Here is a 27,000-nt window from a genome sequence, read left to right on the forward strand (position 1 = left end):
GGATTGCATATTTAAAACCAATATCATGAATTTTTTATCTGAAACTTTAGAAAAATATGTCACTGATCATTCTGAAGACGAACCAGAATTATTGCAACAACTGACTCGAGAAACATATCAAAAAATTCTGCAACCACGTATGCTCAGCGGACATTATCAAGGTCGGGTTTTGAGCATGATTTCAAAATTAGTGAATCCTAAAACTGTCTTAGAAATTGGGACTTACACCGGTTATTCGGCATTGTGTTTAGCTGAAGGTCTTCAAAAAGATGGTGTTTTACACACCATTGATATCAATGAAGAACTCGTCGGTTTTCAGCGCAAGTATTTTGATAAATCTGATTATGGAACTCAAATTCAGCAGCATTTAGGTGATGCAATAGACATTATTCCGAAGTTGAACACCACATTTGATTTGGTTTTTATAGATGCTGACAAGGAAAATTACGCCAACTACTTTCACATGGTGATTGATATGTTGAATCCTGGAGGGATTATCTTATCAGACAACGTACTTTGGAGCGGAAAGGTCATAGAGCCTTTAAAGAAGGATGATGTGTCTACAGAAGCTTTAATTAAGTACAACAAATTGCTTAAAGACGATGCCCGTGTGGAAACCCTCTTGTTACCTATTCGTGATGGATTGACGGTCTCTCGAAAGAAATAGAATTTTTATGCTTAGAATATCTAACGCGGCATTGTCATTTTTTTAAAGACAACTTCGATAGAATGGAATATCAAATAAAATGTCAGTTTGAGAACGTTTTCGACAGCGCTCAAACTGACATTTGCTTTTATAATCATAATGCCTGCGCTCAAACTGACATTGTCTTTAAATCTTATTGCACTGCTTTCAAAGCATCAATATTACCATAGCCAAAATCACTACTTCTATTTGGATAAAAAGCTGAAGATTGTTTTAACCTATTCAACACCTGTTCTCTTGACCAATTAGGATATTTTGACCACACCAAGGCAGCAATGCCTGCAGTAGTCGCAGTAGCAACTGAAGATCCACCGGTATAATTACGAGTCCCATTATAGAATCCTAAAACAGGTGGCGATTTAGAAGTGTCATTATCTCCTTCCATAATTATGGTAAAATCAATTTTACTTCCGCTGTGACAAGTTTCACAACGCTCATAATTAGCTCCATCATCTACACCTGTTACGGCTACGGCTTCATCCATAGACGCTGGGAAAATTACCCCAAAGCCATTCGTGAAACTTGTAGAGGTTCCTCCTGCGGCAAAAATCAATTTGTTTTTGCTGTAGGCATATTTCACGGCATCCTTAATATTTCCAATGGACCATACATAACCAATGGACATGGAGATAATTTTTACATCACTCCTACGTCCTAATTGTGTCAATGCATCTGAAACACCCTTTCGCTCATGATAGTCATTCAATAACACATCTTCTGTAGCTCTATATGCCACTAAATTTGAATTATAAGCTACACCAACTGGCATTCCGTTATCATTACGAGGTGACGCCATAGCAGAGGCCATTGCTGTACCATGACCACATTTATCGTGTGGACCATCATAATTGCTCGACCACCACCAACCTGAGTCGATAAACGTGCCATATTTTTGTACTGTACGTCCTGACGAATAGCCATCATTAAATCCTGAAGCGTTTAATAAGGATTGAGATTCCGAAACGCCAGTATCAATTAATCCAATGGTCACTCCTGCTCCCGTACTGACATTCCAAGCTTGCGGAATGTTATGTTTGCTAAAGTTCCATGAAACTTGAGCGTTATTAGGTGCTATAGTAGTGTAGTGTGCTGGATTTATCGTTGCGGAATTGTCATTACATCCCGAACTTGAACGGAAACTTTCCTTACCCTTGTAATGATTGTAACCATTAGGCTCTAAATATCTAACGTATTTATGCTTACGGAGTTCAATTATGGTGTTGATATTCTCTATACCAACGTCAACAACATTGATAATTTCATGAGAAACCGTTTTCAATTCTGCCACTTTCGCATTCTCTTGTTGGGCAACTACGATCAAAACTTCATCTTTTTTGGAGATAATCTGTTTATTCTCGCCTTCCGAAAAACTTTCGCCTTTTTCCCCATAACCAATAGTCAGGATATTATCTCCATGAATTACGGCGCTCCATAGAAAATGTGGATCTACTTTACTCCAGTCAAAATCGCCGGTCGCGTTTATCGTTGCCGTAATTTTGTCATTGATTTGATCAATAGTCAGCGGATTCTCGGGATAAACAAGCTGAGTTTTTTCTTCTTCAAAATGTGTCTCTTCTTTAGAACAAGAAACCATAATGATCATTAGAATGAATAAAGCCTTAAGGTGAAGTTTTTTCATGCGAAAATTATTTAGAAGTTAATAATATTCTAAATATATTCAATTATCACAATGAAAAGGTGGTGAATTTTAGTTTTTTAATAAAAATGTATAAAAATTTTTATCAAAAACGTATTACATCTTACGTTTAATAGAACCTACAGTGTCCTCGACCTCATCTTTTACCTTCTGAATGTCTTCAGTGATAGATTTGGTGTACTCTGTGGTATTGATACCGCTCTTTTCGGTAGTTTTGGTAATCTCCGACTTAAGATCATTGGTAGCGTCTCTGAGCGTACGCATGCCTTTACCCATTCCTTTGGCAATGTCTGGCACTTTATCTGCACCAAAAACCATCACCACTATAAATAGGATGAACATGACCTCTGTGGTCCCGATAAATAAAAATGTTGAGTGTAGTATCACAATGCAAATATAGTGAGTTGTTTTGAATACAATAAAAAAGCCGACTGTTAAATTAGTCGGCCTTTTTAGTTAAAGTTTCAAAATTACTCTTGAACCCTGTTTTTAAAGTTATCAAACTGACTTGTTTCTTCTTTTCTTGGCCATGAATTGTTGCTCGTATCGATATCTGCCGTTTCAGCATTAGGATCTACAACTATAGAAGTAATTTCCTTTTGAGAAGCAATAGCTTTACTGACTTGTTTGTCATTTAATCTCCAAATTTCTGCTGGATATTTTTCTGTTTTTGAAGTCCCATCTGCATAATTATATTGAACGATAATTGGCATTACCAATCCTCCCGGTTTTTCAAAGGTCACATTATAAAAATACTTAGGTGTTTTGATATTTTTACGCTCTTCTTCCGTAAAATTATCCATTAAATATTCTTTAAGCGATGGAATATCCTCCGCCTGAATACCATTTTTCATAGCGTCAGTCAGCTCATCGCTGCCATCTTCTACCATATACACCATAGGTTCTAATTTGTTCAAATCTAAATTTCTTCTCGCCGCCACATCTTTAATGTATTGGTTAGGTTCAGACGATACATAAAATTTAGTCACTTCTTTCACGCCAATATCAACCCAATCCGTGGTGTAAAACCATCCTCTCCAAAACCAATCTAAATCTACTGCAGAAGCATCTTCCATTGTTCGGAAAAAATCTTCAGGTGTTGGGTGCTTAAACATCCATCGACGTGCATATTCCTTAAATGCATAATCGAATAACTCACGTCCCATAACCGTTTCTCTTAAGATATTAAGTGCGGTTGCAGGTTTTCCATAGGCATTATTTCCAAATTGATACGTGTTTAATCCTTTGCTCATAATTGGTGCAATGAAATCTTGATTGCCTTCCATGTAAGGAATAATATTAACAGCAGGTCCGCGACGTGATGGGAAGGTTTTATGTTCTGGCGATAAGGCAGCAGGATACCATTCTCCAAAATCTTGTTCCGCAACATATTGTAAAAAGGTGTTTAAACCTTCGTCCATCCAAGTCCATTGGCGCTCATCACTGTTAACGATCATCGGGAAAAAGTTATGCCCAACTTCATGAATGATTACGCCCATCATCCCGTATTTCACACGGTCGCTATACGTACCATCTTTTTCAGGACGGCCATAATTCCAGCAAATCATTGGGTATTCCATCCCTTGTCTATCAGCATGTACAGAAATAGCTTTATGATAAGGATAATCAAAAGTCATTCTTGAATACGACTTCAAAGTACTCGCTACGGCTTTTGTAGACCATTCTTCCCATAACGGATTTCCTTCTTTCGGATATAAGGATACAGCCATCACATCTTTATCGCCAATTTTGACAGCCATCATATCCCAAATGTATTTACGTGAAGAGGCAAAACCAAAATCACGCACATTTTCTGCATACAATTTCCAAGTCTTTTTAGCTTTCGAACGGCTTTTTTCGGCCTTTTCAGCTTCAGCTTGCGTAACGATCATCACTGGTTTATCATACGATTTTTTGGCTTTTTCGTAACGCTCAAGCATCGTTTTTGAAAACACTTCCTTTCTATTCATCAATTTACCTGTCGCATCCAAAATATGATCTGCAGGAACGGTAATATTCACTTCAAAATTTCCAAAAGGCAATGCAAACTCATCGCGTCCCCAAAATTGTGAATTCTGCCAGCCTTCCACATCGTTGTAAACAGCCATGCGCGGATAAAACTGCGCAATTACATACGCTCTATTGCCATCTTCAGGAAAGAATTCATATCCTGAACGGCCTCCATCTTTAATATGGTCATTGATATTATACCACCATTTGATCCCAAAAGAGAATTTTTCGCCAGATTTTAACGGTTGCGGCAGTTCAACACGCATCATGGTTTGATTGATGGTATGTTGTAAGGGTTTACCGTTGGTATCTTTAACTTCTAAAATATTAAATCCGCCTTCAAAAGGATCATTCAAATATGCCGATGCAAATTGCTCCGTAGTAGCCGCTTTTGCCACACCGCTACTTTCAATTAATGGCGATTTTGAATCTTTTGCGCGTTGGTTCTGATCTAACTGCACCCATAAATAGGTCAATACATCAGGAGAATTATTGGTGTAAGTAATAACTTCATCACCATGAATTCTTGCCTTTTCATCATCCAATTCAATATTCATTTTATAATCTGCCTGTTGCTGGTAATATGCATGACCAGGTGCTCCAGATGCAGCTCTATACATGTTAGGCGTTGCAAATTCATTATATAATTGTCTGAATTTATTGGTATTGACGTGACCCGGTTTTCGGTCTTGTTTGGTGTCATTTTGAGCGAATGAGCTCACTGAAATAGAAAAGATTAAAAGACACAGGAATTTGAATGGTTTCATTTGCAAGAGTTATGGTTGATAATCAGATTTGAAATTTAATTATTTTGAAGCAATCAACGGGCAATTGTTAAAATTTTAACACAGCTTTATCATTCTGCTGCATTAAAATAAAACTCTTTTTTTCATCGTTGATTTTGAGTTTTACGATATTCTGTTGGTCATCAAAACTATCAAACAGCAGTGTATTGGAAATTTGAAACGTTTTGATCTCTTTGATATCGGTCACTTCCAAATAACAAAAAAGAATGTCGTTGTCATATTCTTTTCCTATGAATTTAAAGTCTACAGCTTTTCCATTAATTTTTATAACGATTTTATCTTTTAGGTAACGCTTCAAATAGACTTCTACCTCTTCCGCTTCATTTTTGGGCACTAAAGTCAGGCGTTTTTCATAGCGTTCACGTAACGTGTTTTCTAAATCATCAATAAAAATTCTGGAAATGATCTGAACCGATTTCTTCTCTGGTACATACTCAACTTCAGTGACACTCACATAAAATTTATGTGCCGACATCGAAATCATTACCGGTAAAAGAATGGCTAAAACTAAGAGTTTAATGGCTTTCATATATTTCTTTCAATGTTCAAAAATACAGTTTTCGATTACAAAAAACAGTCTAACATTTAATTCTACTCTTTTCGTGAACCTATAATATCATTGTAGACTTTTAATTTCGCTTCCAAAAACTCAAAGGTAGCCAAGTCGTTATTCAGTTTACAGAGATGCTCAAACCTAGGGTCATCTTGACAATAATAAAAGAATTCCACCTTAAAACTTTCTTCTAAGTTAGATTTAGCGAATAGAATTTCAGCGAATTGCGATTTTATTTTATCAAGGCAATTGTCCAACCTTTCCAGCTTTACTTGATTCTTAAGTTCTTTTGTACGACCTGAAATAGCATTCAAAATAGGATTTAACGGAATAAAACCGCCACCGGAAGTAGCCTCATACAAGCGTCTTTCTGATTGCGTTTTAGGTTTTCCTGTATACCCAGGGATGCCTAAATTGTAAAAATTGACTTGAGGTTTTAATGGCGCATTATTTAAATCAGACATCAAATCTCCAGTGAGTATTTTTCCTACCACGACCTCGTCTAATGCATTCACCAATTCTTCTAAATTAACGGTAACATGCTGCGATGCAACCATGAATTTAGTAATTACAACTTTTTTAGGTTGATAAGAAATACCCGAAAAGAGAATGGTATCGTTCAATTTAGCCGGAATTGTAAATTCTCCAGTACTATTAGAAATAGTGAACCTACTGGCTGTTGTATTGATAACATGAATGCCATCAACGTCACTTGACGCCAAAATTTGCCCTTTTAAATCGACCGATTGGCCAAAGGTATATTGAAGACAAAAAATCGCTAGAATAAGGACAAAACACTTATTCCTTTCCACCATCTTTCGCTAAAAATTCTTTACTTTTTTGACTGATAAATTCTAGAAACTGAAATTCTTTACCAGAATTCAACAGCGAATAATCAAGTCCTTCAGCTTCGACATAGTTGATAAACTCACCAACTTTTTGCTCTGGGATATTAAAATTTTCAACGAGGAATTTTGTACTATAATGATCGGTAAATTCAGTGTAGACAGTTGCATTTTTAAGTTCTTGTCGCTCCTTGTTCTTTTTCGAGTTGAAGATTGGTCTTAGGAACAAGTCCACAATACCAATGACATCAAAACCATACTGAATGTTATTGCCGGTTCCAGGCATTGCGATATTGACTACCTTCGATTTATAATCATCTGGAAACTCATAGTCATTCATATTTGCCAACCCGAAATAAATGGCATCTAAATCGGGATTAAAAGTTCTGACACTTTCAATATCAACAAGTAGATTCCCCGTAAGGTCATAAGGCAAAATAATAACTTCATCTAGTTTATTAACTTTCTCTACCAAAAAAACGGTCATACTTCGCGTTTTCATGATGTTTTCATCAATAGTCACCTTAAAATCCTGAAACTGCAACGCTCTAACTTCAATAACATCATTTAATGCGACATTGAGCTTAAACAATCCGTTTTCATCCGTAAGGGTTCCTTTTTTAGATGATGAATTGAACACGGTAATATTTTCCAAGTCGCTACTTTCAACAACAATCTTTCCAGAGATTTCAACTCGTTTTATGGTTTGAGAAGTCGCAACATATAGTGGGATGATGAGAAATAGATAAAATAAAGCAGTTTTCATAAGATTACATTTTAGTTAGGATCATAAAGAAAGTTGGAACTCTCTTAATTAAAATCTAAAGCCTGATTAAACTTTTGTTAAAGTGACAGATTACTTAAATTTACGACAAAATAATTGAGATCGCAGGCATTAATCGATTGATTATCGCCTGCAAGAATCTCATATCGAAATGCATAAGCACTAATCCTTAATAAAATTGAATTTATGAAACAGATGATGATTGCTAGTACTTCCACAGTTCATGGCAGTGGCTATTTGAGTTATTTATTAGAAACCCTAACTTCATTTTTTAAGGATGCGGATACCATTTTATTTATTCCTTATGCAAGACCGGGCGGAATTAGCCATGATGAGTATACCGAAAAAGCCAAGGAAGCTTTTATTCAAATAGGAAAACACGTAAAAGGAATTCATGAATTTGACAATCCGAAGGACGCTTTAAACCAAGCAAAAGGGATATTTGTTGGCGGCGGAAACACTTTTGTACTCGTAAATCAGCTTTATAAAAACGATTTGATAAGCGCTCTGCAAGAAGTTATCCGTAGTGGAACACCATATTTAGGAACGAGTGCCGGCAGTAATATATGCGGACTCACCATCAACACGACTAATGACATGCCGATAGTTTACCCTCCAAGCTTCAAGACTTTGGGCATGGTACCGTTTAATATCAATCCGCATTATTTAGATCCCGACCCTACCAGCAAACACATGGGAGAAACCAGGGAAACGAGAATTCAGGAATTTCATGCGTATAACACACCGCCTGTGGTTGGACTTAGAGAAGGCAGCTGGCTGGAGGTGAACGGCGATAACATCATTTTAAAAGGGGAAGTGGATGCGCGAATTTTCGAGTATAATAAATCCGCTTACGAAGTAAAAACAGGAACGGATTTGAGTAGGTTGAAGTGAATGAGGGTGTGAGGTGTGAGGTTTAGGATTAGTATTTAGAATTAAGTACTAAGTATTAAGATAGAGTAATTGGGGAGGGATAATTTCAATTTACCTAACTAAGCTGAAATTATTTTTGAAGATTTATATGTGATAACATAGCCTGTATAAAGTTTAAGGCCATTTGTGTTAATTCGTGAAATTCGTGTCAAAAACTTAAAATCGCTGTTGCCTAAAGCTTCTTCAAAAAATGATAGCCTAAAATTTCAAAACCTTCATTGTAATAGAATTTATGTGAAGGATAGTTTTGCACGTAGGTATTAAGTTCTACGGTCTGACATCCTTTTTGAGCCACGTAATCATAAATACATTTCAAAAACTGCTTGCCCAAACCTTTCTTTCTATAGCCATCATCTATAAAAACATGGTCTAATTCCACGCTCCTTCCGGAATAATGACGCGTACAAAACCACATCCCGGAAATTCCGATAAGTTTATCACCATCAAAAATTCCTGCACACTCATAGTTTTGGGTGACCATTTCAGCAAAACGTTGTTTTAAAACAGCTTCAGAAGTCTTGTGTTCCGTCAGTTTTAACATCAACGGAATAATGGTGTGAATGTTTGCAGGCTCAATAATTTTAAACGATATGGGCATACTCAAAATTTTGGGTAAAAATAAATAAATTAGTTCAACAATAAACTGCTAAGGATTGTTTCCTAGTGTATTATTTTCACACCAAATAAAAATTAAAATCCCACCCTTTTTTACGCCTTATTGCTACTGTTTTATTTGAAACTTTCATCCTCAGTATTTTCAAGTTTTTTGCACTCTTTTACTACCATTTAGTTTTTAAACTTTTATCTTTGAAACTCAAAATTGATTACCATGAATAAAAAAGTCATCCTCATGATTCTTGACGGTTGGGGAAAATCTCCTGACCCAAAAGTTTCAGCTATAGATAATGCTCACACACCATTTATTGATTCCCTATACTCCAATTTTCCGAGTGCTTCTTTAAGAACTGACGGACTCCATGTTGGTCTCCCTGAAGGCCAAATGGGTAATAGTGAAGTAGGTCATATGAATTTAGGTGCGGGAAGAATTGTCTATCAAGACTTGGTAAAAATCAATTTGGCGGTAGAAAATCACACCCTTGCTCAAGAGAAAGCATTGGTGGATGCTTTTACGTATGCAAAAGAAAACAAGAAGCCGGTACATCTTTTAGGATTGGTGAGTGATGGCGGTGTGCATTCGCACATCAACCATTTGTTTGGATTATTAGATGCTGCAAAACAGTACGATCTTGATGATGTTTTTGTACATGCGTTTACGGATGGACGCGATGTGGATCCTAAATCTGGTTTAGGATTTATTTCTCAATTGCAAAACCACCTCTTAGATTCCTCAGCAGAATTGGCTACTGTAACAGGTCGTTATTATGCGATGGATCGTGATAAACGTTGGGAACGTGTAAAATTGGCATATGATGCTGTTGTAAATGGTATCGGCGAACACTCGACGAATGCACTTCAGTCCTTACAAAACAGTTATGATAAGGATATTACGGATGAATTCATTCAACCAATTATCATGACCGACCATAACGGTACTCCAAAAACAACCATTAAAGATGGCGATGTGGTTATTTTCTTCAACTTTAGAACCGATAGAGGACGTCAATTAACCGAAGCCCTTTCTCAATATGATTTTCATGAGCAAAACATGCACAAACTCGATTTGTATTATGTAACCATGACAAATTATGATGACGTATTTACAGGAATTAACGTCGTATTCGAAAAGGATAATCTGACCGAAACTTTAGGCGAAGTATTGGAGAAATATCATAAAAAACAAATCCGTATTGCGGAGACAGAAAAATATCCTCACGTCACCTTCTTCTTTTCAGGTGGACGAGAAATTCCGTTTGATGGAGAGAAACGTATTTTAAGAAATTCCCCAAAAGTAGCTACCTACGATTTAAAACCCGAAATGAGTGCTTTTGAACTTCGCGATGCGCTAATTCCTGAATTAGAAAGTGAAGCTACAGATTTTGTGTGTCTCAACTTCGCGAATGGCGATATGGTGGGTCATACTGGCGTTATGGAAGCCGCCATTAAAGCTTGTGAAGCCGTAGATACTGTTGTGAAAGATGTGGTCACCACAGCGTTGGCGCATAATTACACCACTTTACTGATTGCTGACCATGGCAATTGTGAGACGATGATCAACCCTGATGGTTCTCCCAACACAGCCCACACTACCAATCCGGTGCCAATTATTTTAATTGATAAAGATTTGAAACATATAAATGATGGGATTTTAGGCGATATTGCACCGACCATTCTAAAATTAATGGGCGTACCGCAACCAGCAATCATGACGCAACATCCTTTGGTATAACTCGTTTAGGTAAGCAAATTATTTATTGTATTTTTACATTCCAAAGTATTGACTCATGAATTTTCTGAACAGACTTATTATAGCTGTAGATTTTGACGGCACCATTGTAGAAGATCGGTATCCAGGAATTGGAAAGCCGCGTATATTTGCTTTTGAAACGCTAAAACGTCTTCAAGAGGATGGGCACCGTTTGATTTTATGGACCTACAGATATGGCAAGAGTCTGGACGAAGCGGTTGCATTCTGTAAAGAAAATGGCATCACTTTTTATGCTGTAAATAGTAGTTTCCCAGAAGAACAATTCGACAATACTAAAAGCCGTAAAATAAACGCTGATCTATTTATTGATGACCGTAATATTGGTGGCGTTCTTGGTTGGGGTGAAATCTATCAAATGATCACCAAAGAGGAGCCTAACATTCCTATCCCAAAAAAGAAGGGCTTATTCTCTCTTTTCAGTAAAGATTAGCTTCTCAACAATTCGAAGTATTGGCGATCAATAGCTTCTTGATGATCAGGATGCGCGATATTTACTAAAGCCTTCACCCTATTGGTAATTGTTTTACCATACAGTTCAGCAATACCGTTTTCAGTTACCACATAATGCACATGAGCTCTTGTAGTCACCACACCCGCGCCTGGCTTTAAACTTGGCACGATTCGGCTGATCCCTGATTTTGTAATTGATGGTAATGCGATGATTGCTTTTCCCCCATCACTTAAAGATGCCCCTCTGATAAAATCCATTTGGCCACCAACTCCGGAATACATCTTAGAACCGATAGAATCTGCACATACTTGCCCGGTAACATCTACCTCAATAGCAGAATTTATAGCCACCATTCGAGGATTCTGTTTAATGATAGACACATCATTAGTGTAATTGGAAGCGCGCATTTCAATAAACGGATTATCATCTACATAATCATACAACCGTTTCGAGCCCATCAGGAATGTTGCTAAGGACCGACCTCTATTGATGTTTTTATAATTTCCATTGATTACGTTTTTCAAAATTAAATCAATCACACCATCACTAAACATTTCAGTATGCAATCCTAAATCTTTATGATTGGTTAACCTCGACAATACCGCATTCGGGATACTACCAATACCCATTTGCAATGTGCTTCTATCATCAATTAAACTGGCCACAAAATCACCTATCTTTCCCTCTGTTGCATTTGGTTCTTCCATAAAATGGATAGGCAACGGTTCATCACAATCCACAAACGCATCAATTTCTGCTATATGAATAATGCCCGCTCCGTGTGTTCTAGGCATTTGCTGATTGACCTGAGCTATCACATATTTGGCATTATCAATGGCAGCTAATGTGGCTTCTACAGATACGCCAAGGGAACAATACCCATGCCTATCAGGAACAGACACATGAATTAAAACGACATCTAAATCGATAATACGTCGCTTAAAAAGTAATGGCAATTCGCTTAAAAAAACTGGCGTATAAGACCCGTTTCCAGCTTTTATGGTGTGTCTGACGTTCTTACCAATAAAAAAGCAGTTCACATGGAAACTGTCCTTTAACTCCGGGTTGGCATAAGGCGCTTCGCCTTCTGTATGCAATTGGCAAATTTCCACATTCCTGAGTTCTTCATGCCGATTAGCCAAGGCATTAACAAGCAATTGTGGAGCGGCAGCGGCTGCCTGTATATAAATACGATCATTTGATTTTACCGCCTTTAAGGCTTCTTCTGCAGAAACTGATTTGTACATATTCATCCAATTTAATTGCAAAACTATCCAACAAAATGCAGTAAAAAACTGTCGAAAGTCATGTTTTCAAAAAATGTCCACCCCATTTATTTTAAGTATCTTTGCCAATATTTTTTTTACAATGATTATACAAAAAACACGAGAAGAAATAGAATTGATGCGTGAAAGTGCGCTTATCGTTTCTAAAACTTTAGGCATGTTGGCCAAGGAAGTAAAACCTGGCGTTACTACCATGCAATTGGATAAAATGGCAGAAGAATTTATTCGCGAACAAGGTGCCATTCCTGGATTTTTGGGTCTTTATGATTGTCCTTCTACCCTACTTTGCAGTACCAATGAAGCTGTAGTCCATGGATTGCCAACAAATGTGCCTTTGAAAGAAGGAGACGTTGTAGCCATCGATTGTGGTGCTATTAAGAACGAGTTTTACGGGGATCATGCCTATACTTTTGAAATTGGTGAAGTTGCACCTGAAACCAAAAAGCTCCTTCAAATTACCAAAGAGTCTTTATATGTAGGTATCAGAGAATTAAAAGTCGGCAATCGCGTTGGTGATGTTGGTTTTGCTATTCAGCAATATTGCGAAGCCGAAGGTTACGGTGTGGTTAGAGAATTAGTAGGTCATGGATTAGGGAAGAAAATGCACGAGGATCCTGAAATGCCTAACTACGGAAAACGTGGTCGTGGTAAAAAGTTTGTTGAAGGTATGGTTGTGGCAATTGAGCCTATGATTAACTTAGGGACGCATCGTATCAAACAATTGAATGACGGTTGGACTATCGTTACTCTAGATGGGAAACCTAGTGCGCATTTTGAACACGATGTAGCTATCGTTGATGGGAAACCAGAGATATTGTCGACTTTCGGGTATATTTATGAAGCATTGGGGATTGTGTCTGATGAGGAAGATGAGTTTAGGCAGAAGGCTTTAGTTTTATAGAGCTTTCACGGAGATACGCGGAGATTTCGCAGAGATACACTGAGATTTATGAACGATAAATTGACTGAACGAATTATTGGAGCAGCCATAGAAGTTCATAGAACTTTAGGTCCAGGATTGTTGGAATCTGCATATCAGAAGTGTTTATTTTTCGAACTCAAGTCTCAAGGTTTTGAAGTTCAGCAAGAAATTCCGCTACCCATTATTTATAAAGATATTAAGCTTGATCATGGCTATCGTATTGATTTATTAGTCGAGAATGAGGTGGTCATCGAAATAAAAACCGTCGATAAGTTTACTGATGTGCATTTTGCACAAATATTAACCTATCTAAAACTAGGGCATTTCCCTAAAGGATTGCTCATTAATTTTCACACCAAACTATTAACTACAGGCATTAAACGCTTCATTAATTCACCTCTGTGAATCTCTGCGCTTTCTCTGTGAATCTCTGTGACCCATTTTGAAGAAACTCTTTAAATTAATCCTCAACACCATCCCAAGGCCAATCCTCATCCGATTGAGTTATGTGGCACGGCCTGTTTTAGCTTTCTTTTTAAAGGGCGATAAATTTACTGATCCGATAGATGGTAAGAGTTTCAAAACCTTTTTACCTTATGGCTATGGTACGCAACGCAACAATGTGTTATCGCCATCAACATTAAGTTTGGAACGCCACCGACTGTTATGGTTGTATCTTAAAAGCGACACAGATTTCTTTACCGCGCCTAAGAAAGTCCTTCATTTTGCGCCAGAGCAAGCATTTTACAAACGATTCAGAGCAATGAAGCATTTGGATTATGTGACAACGGATTTAAATTCGCCGTTGGCTGATGTGAAGGCTGACATTTGCAATCTGCCGTTTAAGGACAATGAGTTTGATGTCATTTTATGCAATCATGTGTTGGAACATATTCCGGATGACACGAAAGCTATGCAGGAATTATATCGAATTATGAAACCTGGGGGTTATGGGATTTTCCAGATTCCTCAGGATTTGAATAGAGCAGAGACTTTTGAAGATGATACTATTACAGATCAGAAAGAACGGGCTGCTATTTTTGGTCAGTATGATCATGTTCGGATTTATGGTCGGGATTATTTTGATAAGCTTCGTTCTATTGGATTTACAGTAGAGGAAGTTGATTATACGGCGACACTTTCGGATGAAGACGTTATGCGGTATTGCTTAGCGAAAGGGGAAGTAATTCCGGTGGTGCGGAAGTAAGTTGTCGGGGTAAAAGTTTCGTGTTTTGGGATTATGGGATTCCTCCTTCGTCGGAATGAGAAAACTGATGTTAATCTTGATAGAAGCCGTTTACTGTAACGAATACTATAGTGCTTGATTATGGGATTCCTCCTTTGTCGGAATGACAAATTGTTGCTAATATTTATGGAGGGCAATTTCTGTAACGATTCTATAGTGCTTGATTATGGGATTCCTCCTTTGTCGGAATGACAAAATAAATTAATCTTCAGGGAAACCGTTTAGGGATAGCGTTTCCAATTCCCTTTTATCATTTTCAAAAATCAAGAATACTTTTAATTCTGGGTGAGTTGCTAAAAAGGCTTTCACCTTTTCAATTCCCATAGCTTTAAATGCCGTGGCGTAGGCATCAGCGGTCATACAGTCATCAGCAATTACTGAAATACTCAACAAATTCGTTTTACTTGGATATCCCGTTTGGGCATCGATAATATGAGAGTAACGATTTCCCAAACTGTCCGTTTTAAACTTTCGATAGGTTCCAGATGTGGCCATGGCTTCATCATGCAGGGCAATCACTTTTAAAATGGATTGTTCACCATCAAAATGAGGCAATTCAACACCTACTCTCCAAGGTTTTTGTTTTTCAAAATTCTGACCTTTACATCTAATTTCGCCGCCAATATCTACAATATAATCTTTGATATTCTGACTTTCGAGAAATTCTGCAATCACATCTACACCATATCCTTTGGCAATCGCATTAAAATCGATAAACGTATTCGGATTGTCTTTAACGATTTTATTGTTGTTTAAATTCACCTTATCCAACCCAACACTCACCATCAAACTATCAATTTTAAGACTGTCTAAGGCAATTATTGTTCCTTCGGGACCAAAATCCCATGCGTTGACTAAAACGCCTATTGTCGGATCAAAAACACCGTTAGTAGCTTCATAAATTTCCTTCGACGCATTAAATACAATTTTGAAATGGGAATCCACCCGAACACCTTCATTGTGGTTAATTTTTGAAATATCTGAATCTGCTTGGTACGTCGACATTGAATTATTGATCACCTGAAATAAGCTATCAATTTGACGTTGATAGTTTACATTATCTTCAGAATGGTATTGCACACCATAAGTGGTTCCAAAAATGGCACCTGTTATGACAGTGTTTTTCGGTTCTTGCTTACAGGAGACTAAAACTAAGATAAATAGGATTCCAAAAAGGTTTCGACTCTGTTTAAGTAAATTCATCAGGATACTTTTTGGTTCTTTCATCTTCAGATTTTAATTCAGATTAGTGTCGACCACTTGAATGCCATTGTATTCAATCAAGTATTCTTCGTTTAAATAAACTGGTAAATCTTCTCCTTTCGGATTACCGAGGCCGACACCTGCATATAAAACTTTCGCATCCTTTTCCCTTGCATGTTTTTTGAAGGATTCCATCCAAATCATATCATAATTATTCGGGTTCTCAGGAAGCATCACCGCCTTAACGATGACAAAGAAATATTGCTTGTTTTTATCAATACAAACAAATTGAGGATGTCTTTTAAGTTTGCTATTGATGGCTATAAATTCAAAGCCTCGTTTCTCCAAATCCTTTCCGACATGGTTCATGGCGAGGTTATGTAGTTCTTGTGGTGTAAGTGCTTTGCTCATGTTGCAAAAATACAATAATGCCAACAATTAAGATCTTAAGTAAATTAGAAAATATAACAAATCAAAAAAAATGGAAAATTCGGTTAGAACGATTTGAAATTGTAACATCCATTATCTTAGTTTTTGGAAATTCAAGCGTTTGTTACTGTTAAAACTCTTTAAAGACTTCATTTAAAATTGCTTTTTCAGTATCTTAATAGTCACAAACTTCTAATTATGAACACTTCATACCGATTAGAACAAGCGCTAAAGAAACTATACACCGCGTTTCACAACAACACACTACACCCAGAATGTTGTCAGCAGTGTGCCGTAGGAAATATTTTGGACAATACCGATGCCTGGAAACATCTTTCCGACCGTCATGGATCGTTACAGTTGAATTATGTGGGTTTGGTAAATCAGAATATTGGAAGGACATTTAATGGGTATGCTCCTCTCGAATTACTGCAAATTGAAGCCACATTCCTTAAAGCTTGTGGCTATAGTTTACCCTTACTTCATGGTGGAAGGAAACCAAAATCCCCAACAGACAAGTCCATACTTTTTGAAGGCTTATGTGCAACAGTTGCATTGCTATGTGAGCTGGATGGCGTCGAAAATGTAATGGATTGTTCTAAAATCTTTGATTATAATCCTGAACAAAATCACCACATCACAAACATGATTGTATAAAAAAACCCAACACTTTCATGTTGGGTTTTTAAATTCCTATGCTAATAGGAACCTATGATATAAAATTAAGATTCAATTTTAATGATTATCCACCAAAGTCGTCAAATCTGATGTTCTCATCTGGGATTCCGAAGTCTTCACCCATCTTTTGAACCGCTTGGTTCATCAACGGAGGACCACAGAAATACAATTCGATATCTTCTGGTGATTCATGGTGATTTAGGTAGTTATCAATAACACAGTTGTGAATAAATCCTACGAAACCATCTCCAGGAGCGTCAATATTTTCTTTTACTTGCCAATTATCTTCTTCCAAAGGTTCAGACAAGGCTAAGTAAAATTTAAAGTTAGGGAAATCTCTTTCTAACTCACGGAAATGCTCTAGGTAGAACAACTCACGTTTAGAACGACCACCATACCAATATGTTACTTTACGACCTGTTTTTAAGGTTTTGAATAAGTGGTACAAGTGAGAACGCATTGGCGCCATACCAGCTCCACCACCAACATATAACATTTCTGCCTCAGATTCATTGATAAAGAATTCACCGTAAGGACCTGAAATAACTACTTTATCACCTTTTTTCTGATTAAAGATGTAAGATGATGCGATACCTGGGTTCACATCCATCCAACCGTTTTTAGCACGATCAAAAGGAGGTGTTGCAATACGAACGTTCAACATAATTTCACGTCCTTCTGCAGGGTAAGAAGCCATAGAATAAGCACGCTCTACAGTTTCTTCATTTTTCATTACCAATGGCCACAATTTAAATTTGTCCCATTCTTCTTGGAATTTATCTGGTCTGTCATGCTCTTCAGGATGCGCAGTGATATCCATATCCGCGAAGTTTATAGTACATGGTGGAATTTCAATTTGGATATACCCACCTGCTTTGTAGCCCATATCTTCTGGAATCTCAACAACAAACTCTTTAATGAAAGATGCTACGTTATAATTTCTTACAACTGTTGCTTCCCATTTTTTAATTCCGAATACTTCCTCAGGAATGGTAATTTCCATATCCTGTTTTACTTTTACCTGACATGATAAACGTGCACCATGTTGTAATTCTTTTCTTGTAAAGTGAGGTGTTTCTGTTGGAAGCGCTTCACCTCCACCTGATAATACATGACATTCACATTGAATACATGTTCCACCACCACCACAAGCTGATGGTAAGAATATTTTTTCACTACCAAGTGTAGATAGTAAACTATTACCTGAAGATACTTCTATCTCACGTTCACCGTTAATCAAGATTTTAACCGGTCCTGATGGTGATAACTTTTGTTTTACAAAGAGCAATAATGTTACCAATACCAGCGTGATTATTAAAAAGGCTGCTACTGTTGCTATAATGGTACCTAAGGTTCCTGCTGCTAATAAAATCATCTTATTCGTTTACTTTAGTGATGTTCAACGTTTGTTTATCTTCTGTAGTTTTTTCAATTTGAGATAGTTCTTTATCTCCTTCTTGTACAACAGTTCCTTTAGCTACTTCTGGTTCATCGCCACCAGTTAGCATTCCTCCAAAGCTCATAAAACCAATAGCCATTAATCCGGTAATGATAAACGTGATCCCTAAACCTCTTAATGCTGGTGGAACGTTAGAATATCTTATTTTCTCACGGATGGCAGCAATAGTAAGAATTGCTAAGAACCAACCGATTCCTGAAGACACACCGTAGTTAAACGCCAATCCTAAGGTTTGGATATCTCTTGATTGCATGAATAATGAACCACCCAAGATGGCACAGTTAACCGCAATAAGAGGTAAGAAAATACCTAATGAATTATATAATGAAGGTGAAAATTTCTCTACAACAATCTCTACCAATTGTACCATTGTTGCAATGGTTGCGATAAACATGATAAAGGAAAGGAAACTCAAGTCGTAGCTTGCATATTCTTCACCTAACCAAACTAACGCGCCGTCTTTCAAAATGTATTGATCCAACAACCAGTTTAAAGGTACTGTAATGGCCAATACGAAGATGACCGCAGCACCAAGACCAACTGCTGTAGCTACTTTTTTAGATACCGCAAGGTAAGAACACATCCCAAGGAACGTAGCAAATACCATGTTATCTATAAATATCGATTTAAAAAATAATTCTAAGTGTTCCATTTTTTAAGTTATAAGTTTTAGTACTTAAAGTGCCTAAAGTTTTATAATTCAAATAACATTAAACTGTTACTTGACAACTGAAGACTGCCTATTTGAGTTTAGTCTTCTATTAAATCTTTGTTTCTACTACGTTGGATCCAGATAATGATACCGATAACAATTAGTGCCATTGGCGATAATAACATAAATCCGTTATTCTCATATCCTAATGCGTATAATCCTGTTTGCTCTCCTGGAATTGGGTTACCTAATACAGGGAATCCTAATAAAGTTCCTGAACCTAATAACTCTCTGAAGAAACCAACAATAATTAATATCACACCATAACCAGCAGCATTACCAATACCGTCCAAGAACGAACGCCAAGGACCATTTCCTAAAGCGAACGCTTCAAAACGACCCATGATAATACAGTTAGTAATAATTAATCCGACGAAAACAGAAAGTGTTTTACTCAATTCGTAAGCGAATGCTTTTAACACTTGGTCAACAATAATTACTAAAGCAGCAACTACAACAAGTTGAACAATAATTCTAATTTTAGAAGGAATAACATTTCTTAATAAAGAGATCACTACGTTTCCGATGCCCAATACGAACAATACAGAAACGGCCATTACTATGGAAGCTTTCAACTCAGCCGTAATCGCTAAAGCGGAACAGATTCCAAGTACCTGAATTGTAATAGGGTTATTGTCAGCTAATGGATCAGTAATTAATTTTGTATCTTTTTTAGATAAAAGTCCCATAGATTAATTGTTTTTTAAAGTGTCAAAATAAGGTTTGTAAAGCTTTAAATCGCTTTTTATCATCGCTGTTACACCGTCACCAGTAATGGTTGCACCTGCAATAGCATCTACCGCATTATCAGTTTTATTATTATTTTTAGGATCAGCATTACCTTTTGCTACAGTGATCCCTTTAAAGACACCATCTTCAGACAATAAATGTTCGCCAATAAAATCATCCATAAAATAACGTTGCTTGATGTTTGCCCCTAATCCAGGAGTTTCACCTTTATGATCAAAGTAAGCACCTTGCACTACCATATCCTTATCTACAGCAACATATCCCCAAATAGCATCCCAAAGTCCTTTTCCGTAAATTGGAGCTACATAATAGGTGTTACCATCTCTCTGACCAACAAATAATGGAAGCTTTCTATTCTTGCCATTTTTTGCATTTTCCTGTTCTTTTTTAACATCAATCAGGTAAGGTTCTTGTTTTGTCTCTGCAACATACTCGTCACGTGTTTGAGTCTTAACAATTTTCCCACTAGCATCAATTGTAATTACCAATTGGTCTGTCACATTATTTTTAAATGCTTCAGGCGCTTTCGCAGTGGATATAAATACCGCATTGGATTCATCATTATCATTAATGCCTAATGCATAAAGTATATTCTGCTGTTTTTCCAAACGCTGATTTTCAGTAATACTTGGTTTCAAAGATGACGCTGTAAAGGCCAATAATGCTCCAACTACTACCACCATTACTACGGCGAATAGTATGGTATATGAATTTTTATCTGTTCTCTTTTCCATTCTTAAGCCGTTTTAACTTTTAAACGTTTCATTCTTTTCTTCACATTGCCTTGCACCACATAATGATCGATAGTAGGTGCAAAAACATTCATTAATAATATCGCCAACATAACACCTTCTGGGTATGCAGGGTTAAACACACGGATTAAGATTGAAATAAATCCTATAAAGAATCCGTAATACCATTTTCCAATATTTGTTTGAGAACCTGTAACTGGGTCAGTTGCCATGTAGACAGCTCCAAAAGCGAAACCACCAATTAGCAAGTGATGCCACCATGTTGTGTTCATCAATCCGAAGAATTTACTACTTTCAGTAATCCATCCTTGCGCTACAACAAAATTGAAGATTAAGCCCATTGTTAGTGCTCCCAATACCGTTGATACGATAATTCTCCAGCTTCCAATCTTTGTAAAGATTAAGAATAAAGCACCTAATAATATCAACATTGTAGACGTCTCACCAACTGAACCTGGAATCATTCCGAAGAACATCTCTGCTACTGAATATGATGGCTCATGGTTTTGAGCTAAACTACCCAATACTGTTTCACCAGAAATAGCGTCAACATTTTGTCCAGCTGCAATCGCTTTATCTCTAGCAACAGCACCGTGTACCCATACTTTATCTCCAGACATCCAAGTTGGATAAGCGAAGAATAAAAACGCACGGATAGTTAATGCTGGGTTAAGAATATTCATTCCTGTACCACCAAACACTTCCTTACCGATTACAACACCAAAAGCTACAGCTACTGCAAGCATCCAAAGTGGTGTATCAACAGGAACAATTAAAGGCACTAACATACCAGTTACCAAGTAACCTTCTTCAACCTCGTGACCTTTGATGACTGCGAAAATAAATTCTATCGCCAAACCAACACCGTAAGAAACGATCACCAATGGCAATACTTTCCAAAGGCCGATAACTAAGTTATCCCAAGACCAGAAAATAGCACTGAAAAATCCGTCAGCACGACCAATTTCCCCTAATGCTAAATGATGTTGGTAACCTGCATTGAACATACCAAAAATCAAACAAGGAACTAAAGCCATAATGACCGTGTTCATTGTTCGTTTTAAATCGTCCACTACTCTAATATGAGAACCACTGTGCGTTGTTTCATTTGGAGCATACAAAAAGGTATGCAACGCGTTGAACGCCGGCGCCATTTTGGTACCTCTGTATTTTTCTTTTAAACTATGTAAATTACTTTTCAAGCCCATGTTTAACCAATTTCTTTAATCATTACGTCCAAACCTTTTCTGATAATTTGTTGGTGCGGTTGTTTAGAAACACACACAAATTCAGTCAATGCAAAGTCCTCAGGTGCAACTTCGTACATTCCTAAAGCTTCCATTTCATCTAAATCTTCATACAAGCAAGATTTTAAAATTTGCATTGGATAGATATCTAAAGGAAAAACTTCCTCATAACTTCCTGTCAACACAAAATTACGGTGCTCCCCATTGGTATTGGTATCCAAATCATATTTCTTATTTGGAGTCAACCAAGAGAACGTCAACGCTCTTGAGCTTGAAATTTTATCAAAAACTGGCTTATTCCATCCGAAGAACTCGTAATCATCACCTTCAGGAATAATAGTAATTGTGTTACTGTAATAATCTAAATAACCATCCGGTTTAACACGCTTCCCTGTCAATACGTTTCCAGAGATGATACGATCGTTACCGTTTTGCTCTACGCCATTGTCATACACCATTGTAGAAACCTCACTTGCTATTTTAGTAACGAAGTAACGTGGTTTTTTAACTGAAGATCCAACAAGAGCCACAATACGTTCTGCATTGAACTTACCTGTTAGTATCAATTCCCCAATAATAACCAAGTCTTGAGCTGCAACAGTCCAAACAACTTCGCCTTTATTTACTGGGTCAATTTTATTGATTTGCGTACCAACATTCCCTGATGGATGTGGGCCTGAAACTTTATGAAGTGTGATACCTTTAAGACCAGCTAACGGTGAGTTTGATTTTTTACCAACACTCACGTGCACCTTACCTGCTGTCAATTTACCTAACGCCGTAATTGCCGCCTGTAATTCAGCTTCTTTACCTTGAAGTACATAATCAAGATCAGCAGCTAATGGAGCACTAGCATATGCAGAAATGAAGATGGCTTTAGGAGCGCGGTCCGGTTTTGCAATAATGTCATAAGGACGCTGCTTGATAAAAGCCCAACATCCCGATGCCAATAAATGCGCTTTAACGGTTTCAGCATCAACTGCATCTACATTAAATTTTCCATAATCTTGATAAGATTGCTCTTTATCAGCTTGGATTTTAATACCTACGATACGTCTCTTTTCTGCACGCTCTATTTCAATAATCTCTCCTGAAACTGGTGAAACGAATTTCACTGCCTCATTGGATTTGTCATAAAAAATAGGCTCTCCGGCTTTCACCTTAGCACCTTCTTTTAAAATTAATTTTGGAATAACACCGTGGAAGTCTTCAGGTCTTAAAGTATAAAAGTTACTCAAAACCGCCTTTTCAGTGGTTTTTTCGGCTTCGCCCTTAAGTTTGATATCGAGACCTTTTTTAATCTTAATGTCGTTTGACATGTTTATAAGTCTATTTGTTAATAGTTATAGTAAAGCGATTTTATCACAGTAAAATCGGTGCAAATTTACAAATTTATAATACAGATTTCATAATTATTGTTATAAAATTTATACGGTATCGATTGCGGAAATTTTACGGCGTAATTTTTGTTTATCTTTACTTTTCAAATTGCATCTTGATGACCTTATATTTTAAGCCTTTTCTAGTCCTTTTATTCGTTACAGCTTTTGGCTTCTCACAAGTTGAAGAAGTCAATCCGCCAAATTACATAAAAACCATTGCTTTTAAAGGCAGCACCAATGAAAGTCAATTGCCTATCATAAAACTGGGAGAACCGCTCTTATTGGAATTTGATGCGCTCTCTGGCACTGAACCTGATTTTTATTATGTTATTGAGCATTATAATTATGATTGGACGCCATCCAACTTGGTAAAATCTGAATATTTAAGAGGTTTCGACAACCAACGCATCCAAGATTACAAAAACTCGTTCAATACCTACCAAATATACTCCCATTATATGCTGCAAATTCCCAATCAACAAACACGTGGATTATTGGTAACGGGCAATTATCTTATCAGTATTTTTAATGATTCGGATGAATTGGTCTTCTCCAGAAAATTTATGATTTATGAAGATTTGGTAAATGTTGGAGTTTCTGTTAAACGGTCTAGGGATGTGAAATATATTGACAAAAAACAATCGGTAGATATTGTGATCAACAACAGTAATTTCAACTTCAACAATCCATTGGAAAATGTCAAAAGTTTGATTATTCAGAACAACAATCTCAACACTGCCATTTCTAATGTTAAACCACAATACACCTTAGGCAACCAATTGATTTATAAGTACACTTCAGAAACTAGTTTTTGGGGTGGCAACGAATATTTATACTTCGAAAACAAAGACGTCAGAGCGGCCAATGCAAGGGTTCAATTCATCGATTTACAAGACATTTATCACAGTTACCTATTTATAAACACACCACGGGTCAACCAAATTTACACGTACAATCCGGACATTAACGGTAATTTTTTGATTACTGCCGTAGATACGGATGATGTTTCCATAGAAGCAGATTACACCATGGTGCACTTCGCGCTGCAACATCCGGAATTGACAAACGGGGAAGCGCTTTACGTGTATGGGAATTTCAATAATTACGCTTTAGAATCAGATAACCAACTAAAGTACAATTCAGAAAGCGGACTATACGAATGCGCTTTTCGAATGAAACAAGGATTTTACAATTATAAATATGTGATGACGGACCGAAATGGCACATTAAATGAGGGTGCTATTAGTGGCAACTATTATCAAACTGAAAACAACTATAAAGTATTGGTGTATTATAGAGATTTAGGAGCCCGTTATGACCGGTTAATTGGTATGGGGGAAGCAACATCTGTTGACATCTCAAATTAAAAGCGATGACCCTAAAAAACAGACAAACTAACTCCAACCATAAAAAATTATTAAATTCTCATAAAAAATCATATTTTAGCAAATACCTAAAGATTATTTTATTATGGTCCAACAAGTTACAAGTGGCATAAAGATAACCGTAGAAACCATTTTTGAAGGTACTTTTTATAAAAATTACAAAGTTCATTACGCTTTCGGTTACAAAGTCACGATCGAGAACCAGAGTAAAGATGCTGTACAATTAACGTCACGGCATTGGCGAATAATGGATGCACTGAACAATAACGAAATCATTGAAGGCGAAGGCGTCATTGGCAAAAAACCAATTCTAAAGCCCGGCGAATTTCACACGTATAGATCAGGCTGTTTGTTATCATCTCCTTTTGGAGCCATGCATGGCTATTACAATATGGTCAACTTTACAACATCTAATAAATTTAAAGTATTTATTCCTTCATTTAAATTGAGCGCACCATTTGCATTGAATTAAAATAGATCTGTATTAGCTTAACACTCGATACATTTAAAGCTTCTACATCACTTCGCCTGCTCCATAATCAAGTTCTTCTTCAGTTTTCCTTACGCGTTCTTTTAATAGACACGAGTTCCACAACTTCAAAAGTTTAAAACCAATTTCAATCGCAAATTATTCCGGAAATCTCCCCAAACACACGTAATTGACGCCCAGCTTCCAAACCCGTTTTGACACACACTATTTTTAACGTCCTTTTAGTAACTCATCACCCCATAAAAGATTCAATTTTTGTACCTTTGGGACTTAAATTTTTAAACTATCAAACTTAAATACTCATGGGAAAAGGATTTTTCAAGGTACCAGTAGCAGTAAATGAACCTGTAAAGACATACGCTCCAGGATCGGCTGAACGTGAAGCTGTTCTAGCAGAATATGCAAAAATGTACAATAGCAAAGTTGATGTACCACTATATATTAACGGTAAATACGTAAAAACGAACAACACCAATACCATGTCTCCTCCGCATGACCACAAGCATGTTGTTGGAACATACCACTTGGCTGAAAAGAAACATGTTGAAGAAGCTATTGCAACGGCTTTGGAAGCTAGAAAAACATGGGCTAATTTACCTTGGGAACACCGTGCTGGTATTTTCTTAAAAGCTGCAGAATTGATTGCTGGTCCTTACCGTGCAAAAATCAACGCAGCAACAATGATTGCTCAATCTAAAACAATCCACCAAGCAGAAATTGATTCTGCATGTGAATTGATCGACTTTTTAAGGTTCAACGTTCAGTTTATGACTGAAATCTACAATGACCAACCTGCAAGTACGAGTGATGCATGGAACCGAATTGAATACAGACCTTTAGAAGGATTCACATACGCAGTTACACCATTCAACTTTACCGCTATTGCTGGTAACTTACCATCATGTATGGCGTTGATGGGGAATGTGGTGATTTGGAAACCTAGTAATCATCAGATTTATTCTGCAAAAGTGATCATGGACATCTTTGAAGAAGCAGGCGTTCCTGCAGGAGTTATCAACGTTGTGTTTGGTGATGCTGCAATGATTACTGAAAGCGTTATGGCGAGTCCTGATTTTTCTGGATTGCATTATACGGGTTCAACAAGTGTATTCCAAAGCTTGTGGAAACAAATTGGTAACAACATTGAAAAATATAAAACCTACCCAAGAATTGTTGGAGAAACAGGTGGTAAAGATTTTATCGTAGCTCATAAAACAGCAAATCCTAAACAAGTAGCAACCGCTATTGTTAGAGGTGCATTTGAATTCCAAGGTCAAAAATGTAGCGCAGCATCAAGAGCTTATATTTCAAAAAGTATTTGGAGTGAAGTGAAGGATTATGTAATTGAAGATCTAAAAACCATCACGCTTGGTTCTCCAGAAGACATGAGTAATTTCATGACTGCAGTAATCCATGAAGCGTCGTTTGATAAATTGGCTAGTTTTATTGATCAAGCTAAAAAAGATAAAAACGCTACGATTATTTCAGGTGGAAACTACGATAAGAGCAAAGGGTATTTTATTGAACCAACAGTTATCGAAACTACGGATCCAAAATACAGCACTATGACAACCGAACTTTTCGGACCTGTTATGACAGTGTATGTATATGAAGATAAAGACTACAGCAAAACCCTGAAATTGGTTGACGAAACAAGTGAATACGCATTAACAGGCGCCATCATCGCAACTGATCGTTATGCAATTGACGAAGCTACCAAAGCGCTTCAAAATTCAGCTGGTAACTTCTACATTAACGACAAACCAACTGGAGCTGTTGTTGGCCAACAACCTTTTGGAGGCGCAAGAGCATCAGGAACAAATGACAAGGCAGGAAGTGCACAAAACTTGTTGCGTTGGGTTTCTCCAAGAATGGTAAAAGAAACATTTGTAACACCAACAGATTACCGTTATCCATTTTTAGGATAA

The 27,000-nt window shown here is 37.0% G+C and carries 27 protein-coding genes; 11 read left to right on the forward strand and 16 right to left on the reverse strand.

Translation table 11 applies throughout. From position 1 onward, the window contains the following. The first annotated feature begins 25 nt into the window (after window positions 1–25). Entirely contained in the window at window positions 26–667 is a 642-nt protein-coding gene (locus Q0947_RS09185; RefSeq protein WP_299396129.1) for an O-methyltransferase, read from the forward strand. Between the two features lie 172 nt (window positions 668–839). On the opposite strand, the gene Q0947_RS09190 is transcribed toward Q0947_RS09185, so the two are convergent. The 6 genes from Q0947_RS09190 to Q0947_RS09215 all read right to left on the reverse strand — a co-directional run bounded on the left by Q0947_RS09190 (window position 840) and on the right by Q0947_RS09215 (window position 7,343). Beyond that, window positions 840–2,345, reverse strand: coding sequence for a S8 family serine peptidase (locus tag Q0947_RS09190; protein WP_299396133.1), 1,506 nt, complete (start codon window positions 2,343–2,345; stop codon window positions 840–842). A 114-nt stretch (window positions 2,346–2,459) separates the two neighbouring features. Beyond that, on the reverse strand, window positions 2,460–2,750 hold the full coding sequence (locus Q0947_RS09195; protein WP_299396137.1) for a twin-arginine translocase TatA/TatE family subunit: 291 nt from the start codon (window positions 2,748–2,750) through the stop codon (window positions 2,460–2,462). An 83-nt stretch (window positions 2,751–2,833) separates the two neighbouring features. Further along, window positions 2,834–5,140: a M1 family metallopeptidase gene (locus Q0947_RS09200; protein ID WP_299396141.1), complete on the reverse strand. Its 2,307-nt coding sequence runs from the start codon at window positions 5,138–5,140 to the stop codon at window positions 2,834–2,836. 67 nt (window positions 5,141–5,207) lie between these two features. After that, window positions 5,208–5,708, reverse strand: a complete 501-nt coding sequence (locus tag Q0947_RS09205) for a DUF6702 family protein (RefSeq protein ID WP_299396145.1) — start codon at window positions 5,706–5,708, stop codon at window positions 5,208–5,210. 62 nt (window positions 5,709–5,770) lie between these two features. Next, window positions 5,771–6,454, reverse strand: a complete 684-nt coding sequence (locus Q0947_RS09210; RefSeq protein ID WP_299396148.1) for a hypothetical protein — start codon at window positions 6,452–6,454, stop codon at window positions 5,771–5,773. A gap of 76 nt (window positions 6,455–6,530) precedes the next feature. Continuing rightward, window positions 6,531–7,343 (reverse strand): carboxypeptidase-like regulatory domain-containing protein, encoded by an 813-nt coding sequence (locus Q0947_RS09215; protein WP_299396152.1) that lies wholly within the window; start codon window positions 7,341–7,343, stop codon window positions 6,531–6,533. 204 nt (window positions 7,344–7,547) lie between these two features. Between Q0947_RS09215 and pepE the strand changes: the two genes are divergently transcribed. After that, entirely contained in the window at window positions 7,548–8,255 is a 708-nt protein-coding gene (gene pepE, locus Q0947_RS09220; RefSeq protein ID WP_299396156.1) for a dipeptidase PepE, read from the forward strand. Between the two features lie 211 nt (window positions 8,256–8,466). Here the strand turns inward: pepE and Q0947_RS09225 are convergent, their stop codons facing one another. Then, on the reverse strand, window positions 8,467–8,892 hold the full coding sequence (locus Q0947_RS09225; RefSeq protein WP_299396159.1) for a GNAT family N-acetyltransferase: 426 nt from the start codon (window positions 8,890–8,892) through the stop codon (window positions 8,467–8,469). A 231-nt stretch (window positions 8,893–9,123) separates the two neighbouring features. On the opposite strand from Q0947_RS09225, the gene gpmI reads away from it, so the two are divergent. Together gpmI and Q0947_RS09235 are read left to right on the forward strand one after the other, a co-directional pair. Further along, a complete protein-coding gene (gpmI, locus tag Q0947_RS09230; protein ID WP_299396162.1) occupies window positions 9,124–10,641 on the forward strand; it encodes a 2,3-bisphosphoglycerate-independent phosphoglycerate mutase in 1,518 nt (505 codons plus the stop codon). 55 nt (window positions 10,642–10,696) lie between these two features. After that, a complete protein-coding gene (locus Q0947_RS09235; RefSeq protein ID WP_299396167.1) occupies window positions 10,697–11,110 on the forward strand; it encodes a BT0820 family HAD-type phosphatase in 414 nt (137 codons plus the stop codon). On the opposite strand, the gene Q0947_RS09240 is transcribed toward Q0947_RS09235, so the two are convergent. Then, a complete protein-coding gene (locus Q0947_RS09240) occupies window positions 11,107–12,378 on the reverse strand; it encodes an acetyl-CoA hydrolase/transferase C-terminal domain-containing protein (protein ID WP_299396170.1) in 1,272 nt (423 codons plus the stop codon). The genes Q0947_RS09235 and Q0947_RS09240 overlap by 4 nt on opposite strands. Before the next feature lie 121 nt (window positions 12,379–12,499). On the opposite strand from Q0947_RS09240, the gene map reads away from it, so the two are divergent. Genes map through Q0947_RS09255 form a run of 3 tightly spaced genes read left to right on the forward strand, consistent with a single transcriptional unit; the run spans window position 12,500 to window position 14,546 of the window. Further along, on the forward strand, window positions 12,500–13,318 hold the full coding sequence (map, locus tag Q0947_RS09245; RefSeq protein ID WP_246922390.1) for a type I methionyl aminopeptidase: 819 nt from the start codon (window positions 12,500–12,502) through the stop codon (window positions 13,316–13,318). Between the two features lie 48 nt (window positions 13,319–13,366). Next, the gene (locus Q0947_RS09250; protein WP_299396180.1) at window positions 13,367–13,744 is read left to right on the forward strand and encodes a GxxExxY protein; all 378 of its coding nucleotides are present in this window, start codon (window positions 13,367–13,369) and stop codon (window positions 13,742–13,744) included. A gap of 37 nt (window positions 13,745–13,781) precedes the next feature. Beyond that, window positions 13,782–14,546 (forward strand): class I SAM-dependent methyltransferase, encoded by a 765-nt coding sequence (locus Q0947_RS09255; RefSeq protein ID WP_299396183.1) that lies wholly within the window; start codon window positions 13,782–13,784, stop codon window positions 14,544–14,546. A 240-nt stretch (window positions 14,547–14,786) separates the two neighbouring features. Here Q0947_RS09255 and Q0947_RS09260 read toward each other — a convergent pair whose 3' ends face one another. Together Q0947_RS09260 and Q0947_RS09265 are read right to left on the reverse strand one after the other, a co-directional pair. Beyond that, complete coding sequence (locus Q0947_RS09260; RefSeq protein WP_299396187.1) at window positions 14,787–15,812, reverse strand: FAD:protein FMN transferase; 1,026 nt, start codon at window positions 15,810–15,812, stop codon at window positions 14,787–14,789. Window positions 15,813–15,821: 9 nt separating this feature from the next. Continuing rightward, window positions 15,822–16,199: a Na(+)-translocating NADH-quinone reductase subunit F gene (locus tag Q0947_RS09265; protein WP_299396191.1), complete on the reverse strand. Its 378-nt coding sequence runs from the start codon at window positions 16,197–16,199 to the stop codon at window positions 15,822–15,824. A 216-nt stretch (window positions 16,200–16,415) separates the two neighbouring features. Between Q0947_RS09265 and Q0947_RS09270 the strand changes: the two genes are divergently transcribed. Further along, window positions 16,416–16,874 carry a Na(+)-translocating NADH-quinone reductase subunit F gene (locus tag Q0947_RS09270; RefSeq protein ID WP_299396195.1) on the forward strand — a complete coding sequence of 153 codons (459 nt, stop codon included), beginning with the start codon at window positions 16,416–16,418 and terminating at the stop codon, window positions 16,872–16,874. Window positions 16,875–16,959: 85 nt separating this feature from the next. Here Q0947_RS09270 and nqrF read toward each other — a convergent pair whose 3' ends face one another. The 6 genes from nqrF to Q0947_RS09300 form a co-directional block, all read right to left on the reverse strand. Next, window positions 16,960–18,267: an NADH:ubiquinone reductase (Na(+)-transporting) subunit F gene (nqrF, locus tag Q0947_RS09275; RefSeq protein ID WP_299396707.1), complete on the reverse strand. Its 1,308-nt coding sequence runs from the start codon at window positions 18,265–18,267 to the stop codon at window positions 16,960–16,962. Window positions 18,268–18,271: 4 nt separating this feature from the next. Continuing rightward, a complete protein-coding gene (nqrE, locus tag Q0947_RS09280; RefSeq protein WP_299396200.1) occupies window positions 18,272–19,006 on the reverse strand; it encodes an NADH:ubiquinone reductase (Na(+)-transporting) subunit E in 735 nt (244 codons plus the stop codon). A 98-nt stretch (window positions 19,007–19,104) separates the two neighbouring features. Then, window positions 19,105–19,755, reverse strand: a complete 651-nt coding sequence (locus Q0947_RS09285; RefSeq protein ID WP_299396204.1) for an NADH:ubiquinone reductase (Na(+)-transporting) subunit D — start codon at window positions 19,753–19,755, stop codon at window positions 19,105–19,107. Window positions 19,756–19,758: 3 nt separating this feature from the next. Beyond that, window positions 19,759–20,550, reverse strand: coding sequence for a Na(+)-translocating NADH-quinone reductase subunit C (locus Q0947_RS09290; protein WP_299396209.1), 792 nt, complete (start codon window positions 20,548–20,550; stop codon window positions 19,759–19,761). A gap of 2 nt (window positions 20,551–20,552) precedes the next feature. After that, entirely contained in the window at window positions 20,553–21,776 is a 1,224-nt protein-coding gene (locus Q0947_RS09295; protein WP_299396213.1) for an NADH:ubiquinone reductase (Na(+)-transporting) subunit B, read from the reverse strand. Window positions 21,777–21,778: 2 nt separating this feature from the next. Continuing rightward, window positions 21,779–23,134 carry a Na(+)-translocating NADH-quinone reductase subunit A gene (locus Q0947_RS09300; protein ID WP_299396217.1) on the reverse strand — a complete coding sequence of 452 codons (1,356 nt, stop codon included), beginning with the start codon at window positions 23,132–23,134 and terminating at the stop codon, window positions 21,779–21,781. Window positions 23,135–23,313: 179 nt separating this feature from the next. Here Q0947_RS09300 and Q0947_RS09305 point away from each other — a divergent pair, with 179 nt between their 5' ends. The 3 genes from Q0947_RS09305 to pruA all read left to right on the forward strand — a co-directional run bounded on the left by Q0947_RS09305 (window position 23,314) and on the right by pruA (window position 27,000). Then, complete coding sequence (locus tag Q0947_RS09305) at window positions 23,314–24,564, forward strand: DUF5103 domain-containing protein (RefSeq protein ID WP_299396220.1); 1,251 nt, start codon at window positions 23,314–23,316, stop codon at window positions 24,562–24,564. Window positions 24,565–24,667: 103 nt separating this feature from the next. Beyond that, on the forward strand, window positions 24,668–25,054 hold the full coding sequence (apaG, locus tag Q0947_RS09310; RefSeq protein WP_299396226.1) for a Co2+/Mg2+ efflux protein ApaG: 387 nt from the start codon (window positions 24,668–24,670) through the stop codon (window positions 25,052–25,054). 320 nt (window positions 25,055–25,374) lie between these two features. Beyond that, window positions 25,375–27,000, forward strand: coding sequence for an L-glutamate gamma-semialdehyde dehydrogenase (gene pruA, locus Q0947_RS09315; RefSeq protein ID WP_299396231.1), 1,626 nt, complete (start codon window positions 25,375–25,377; stop codon window positions 26,998–27,000).

Origin of the sequence: uncultured Gelidibacter sp. (genome assembly GCF_947500795.1) — a bacterium.
GTDB lineage: Bacteria > Bacteroidota > Bacteroidia > Flavobacteriales > Flavobacteriaceae > Gelidibacter.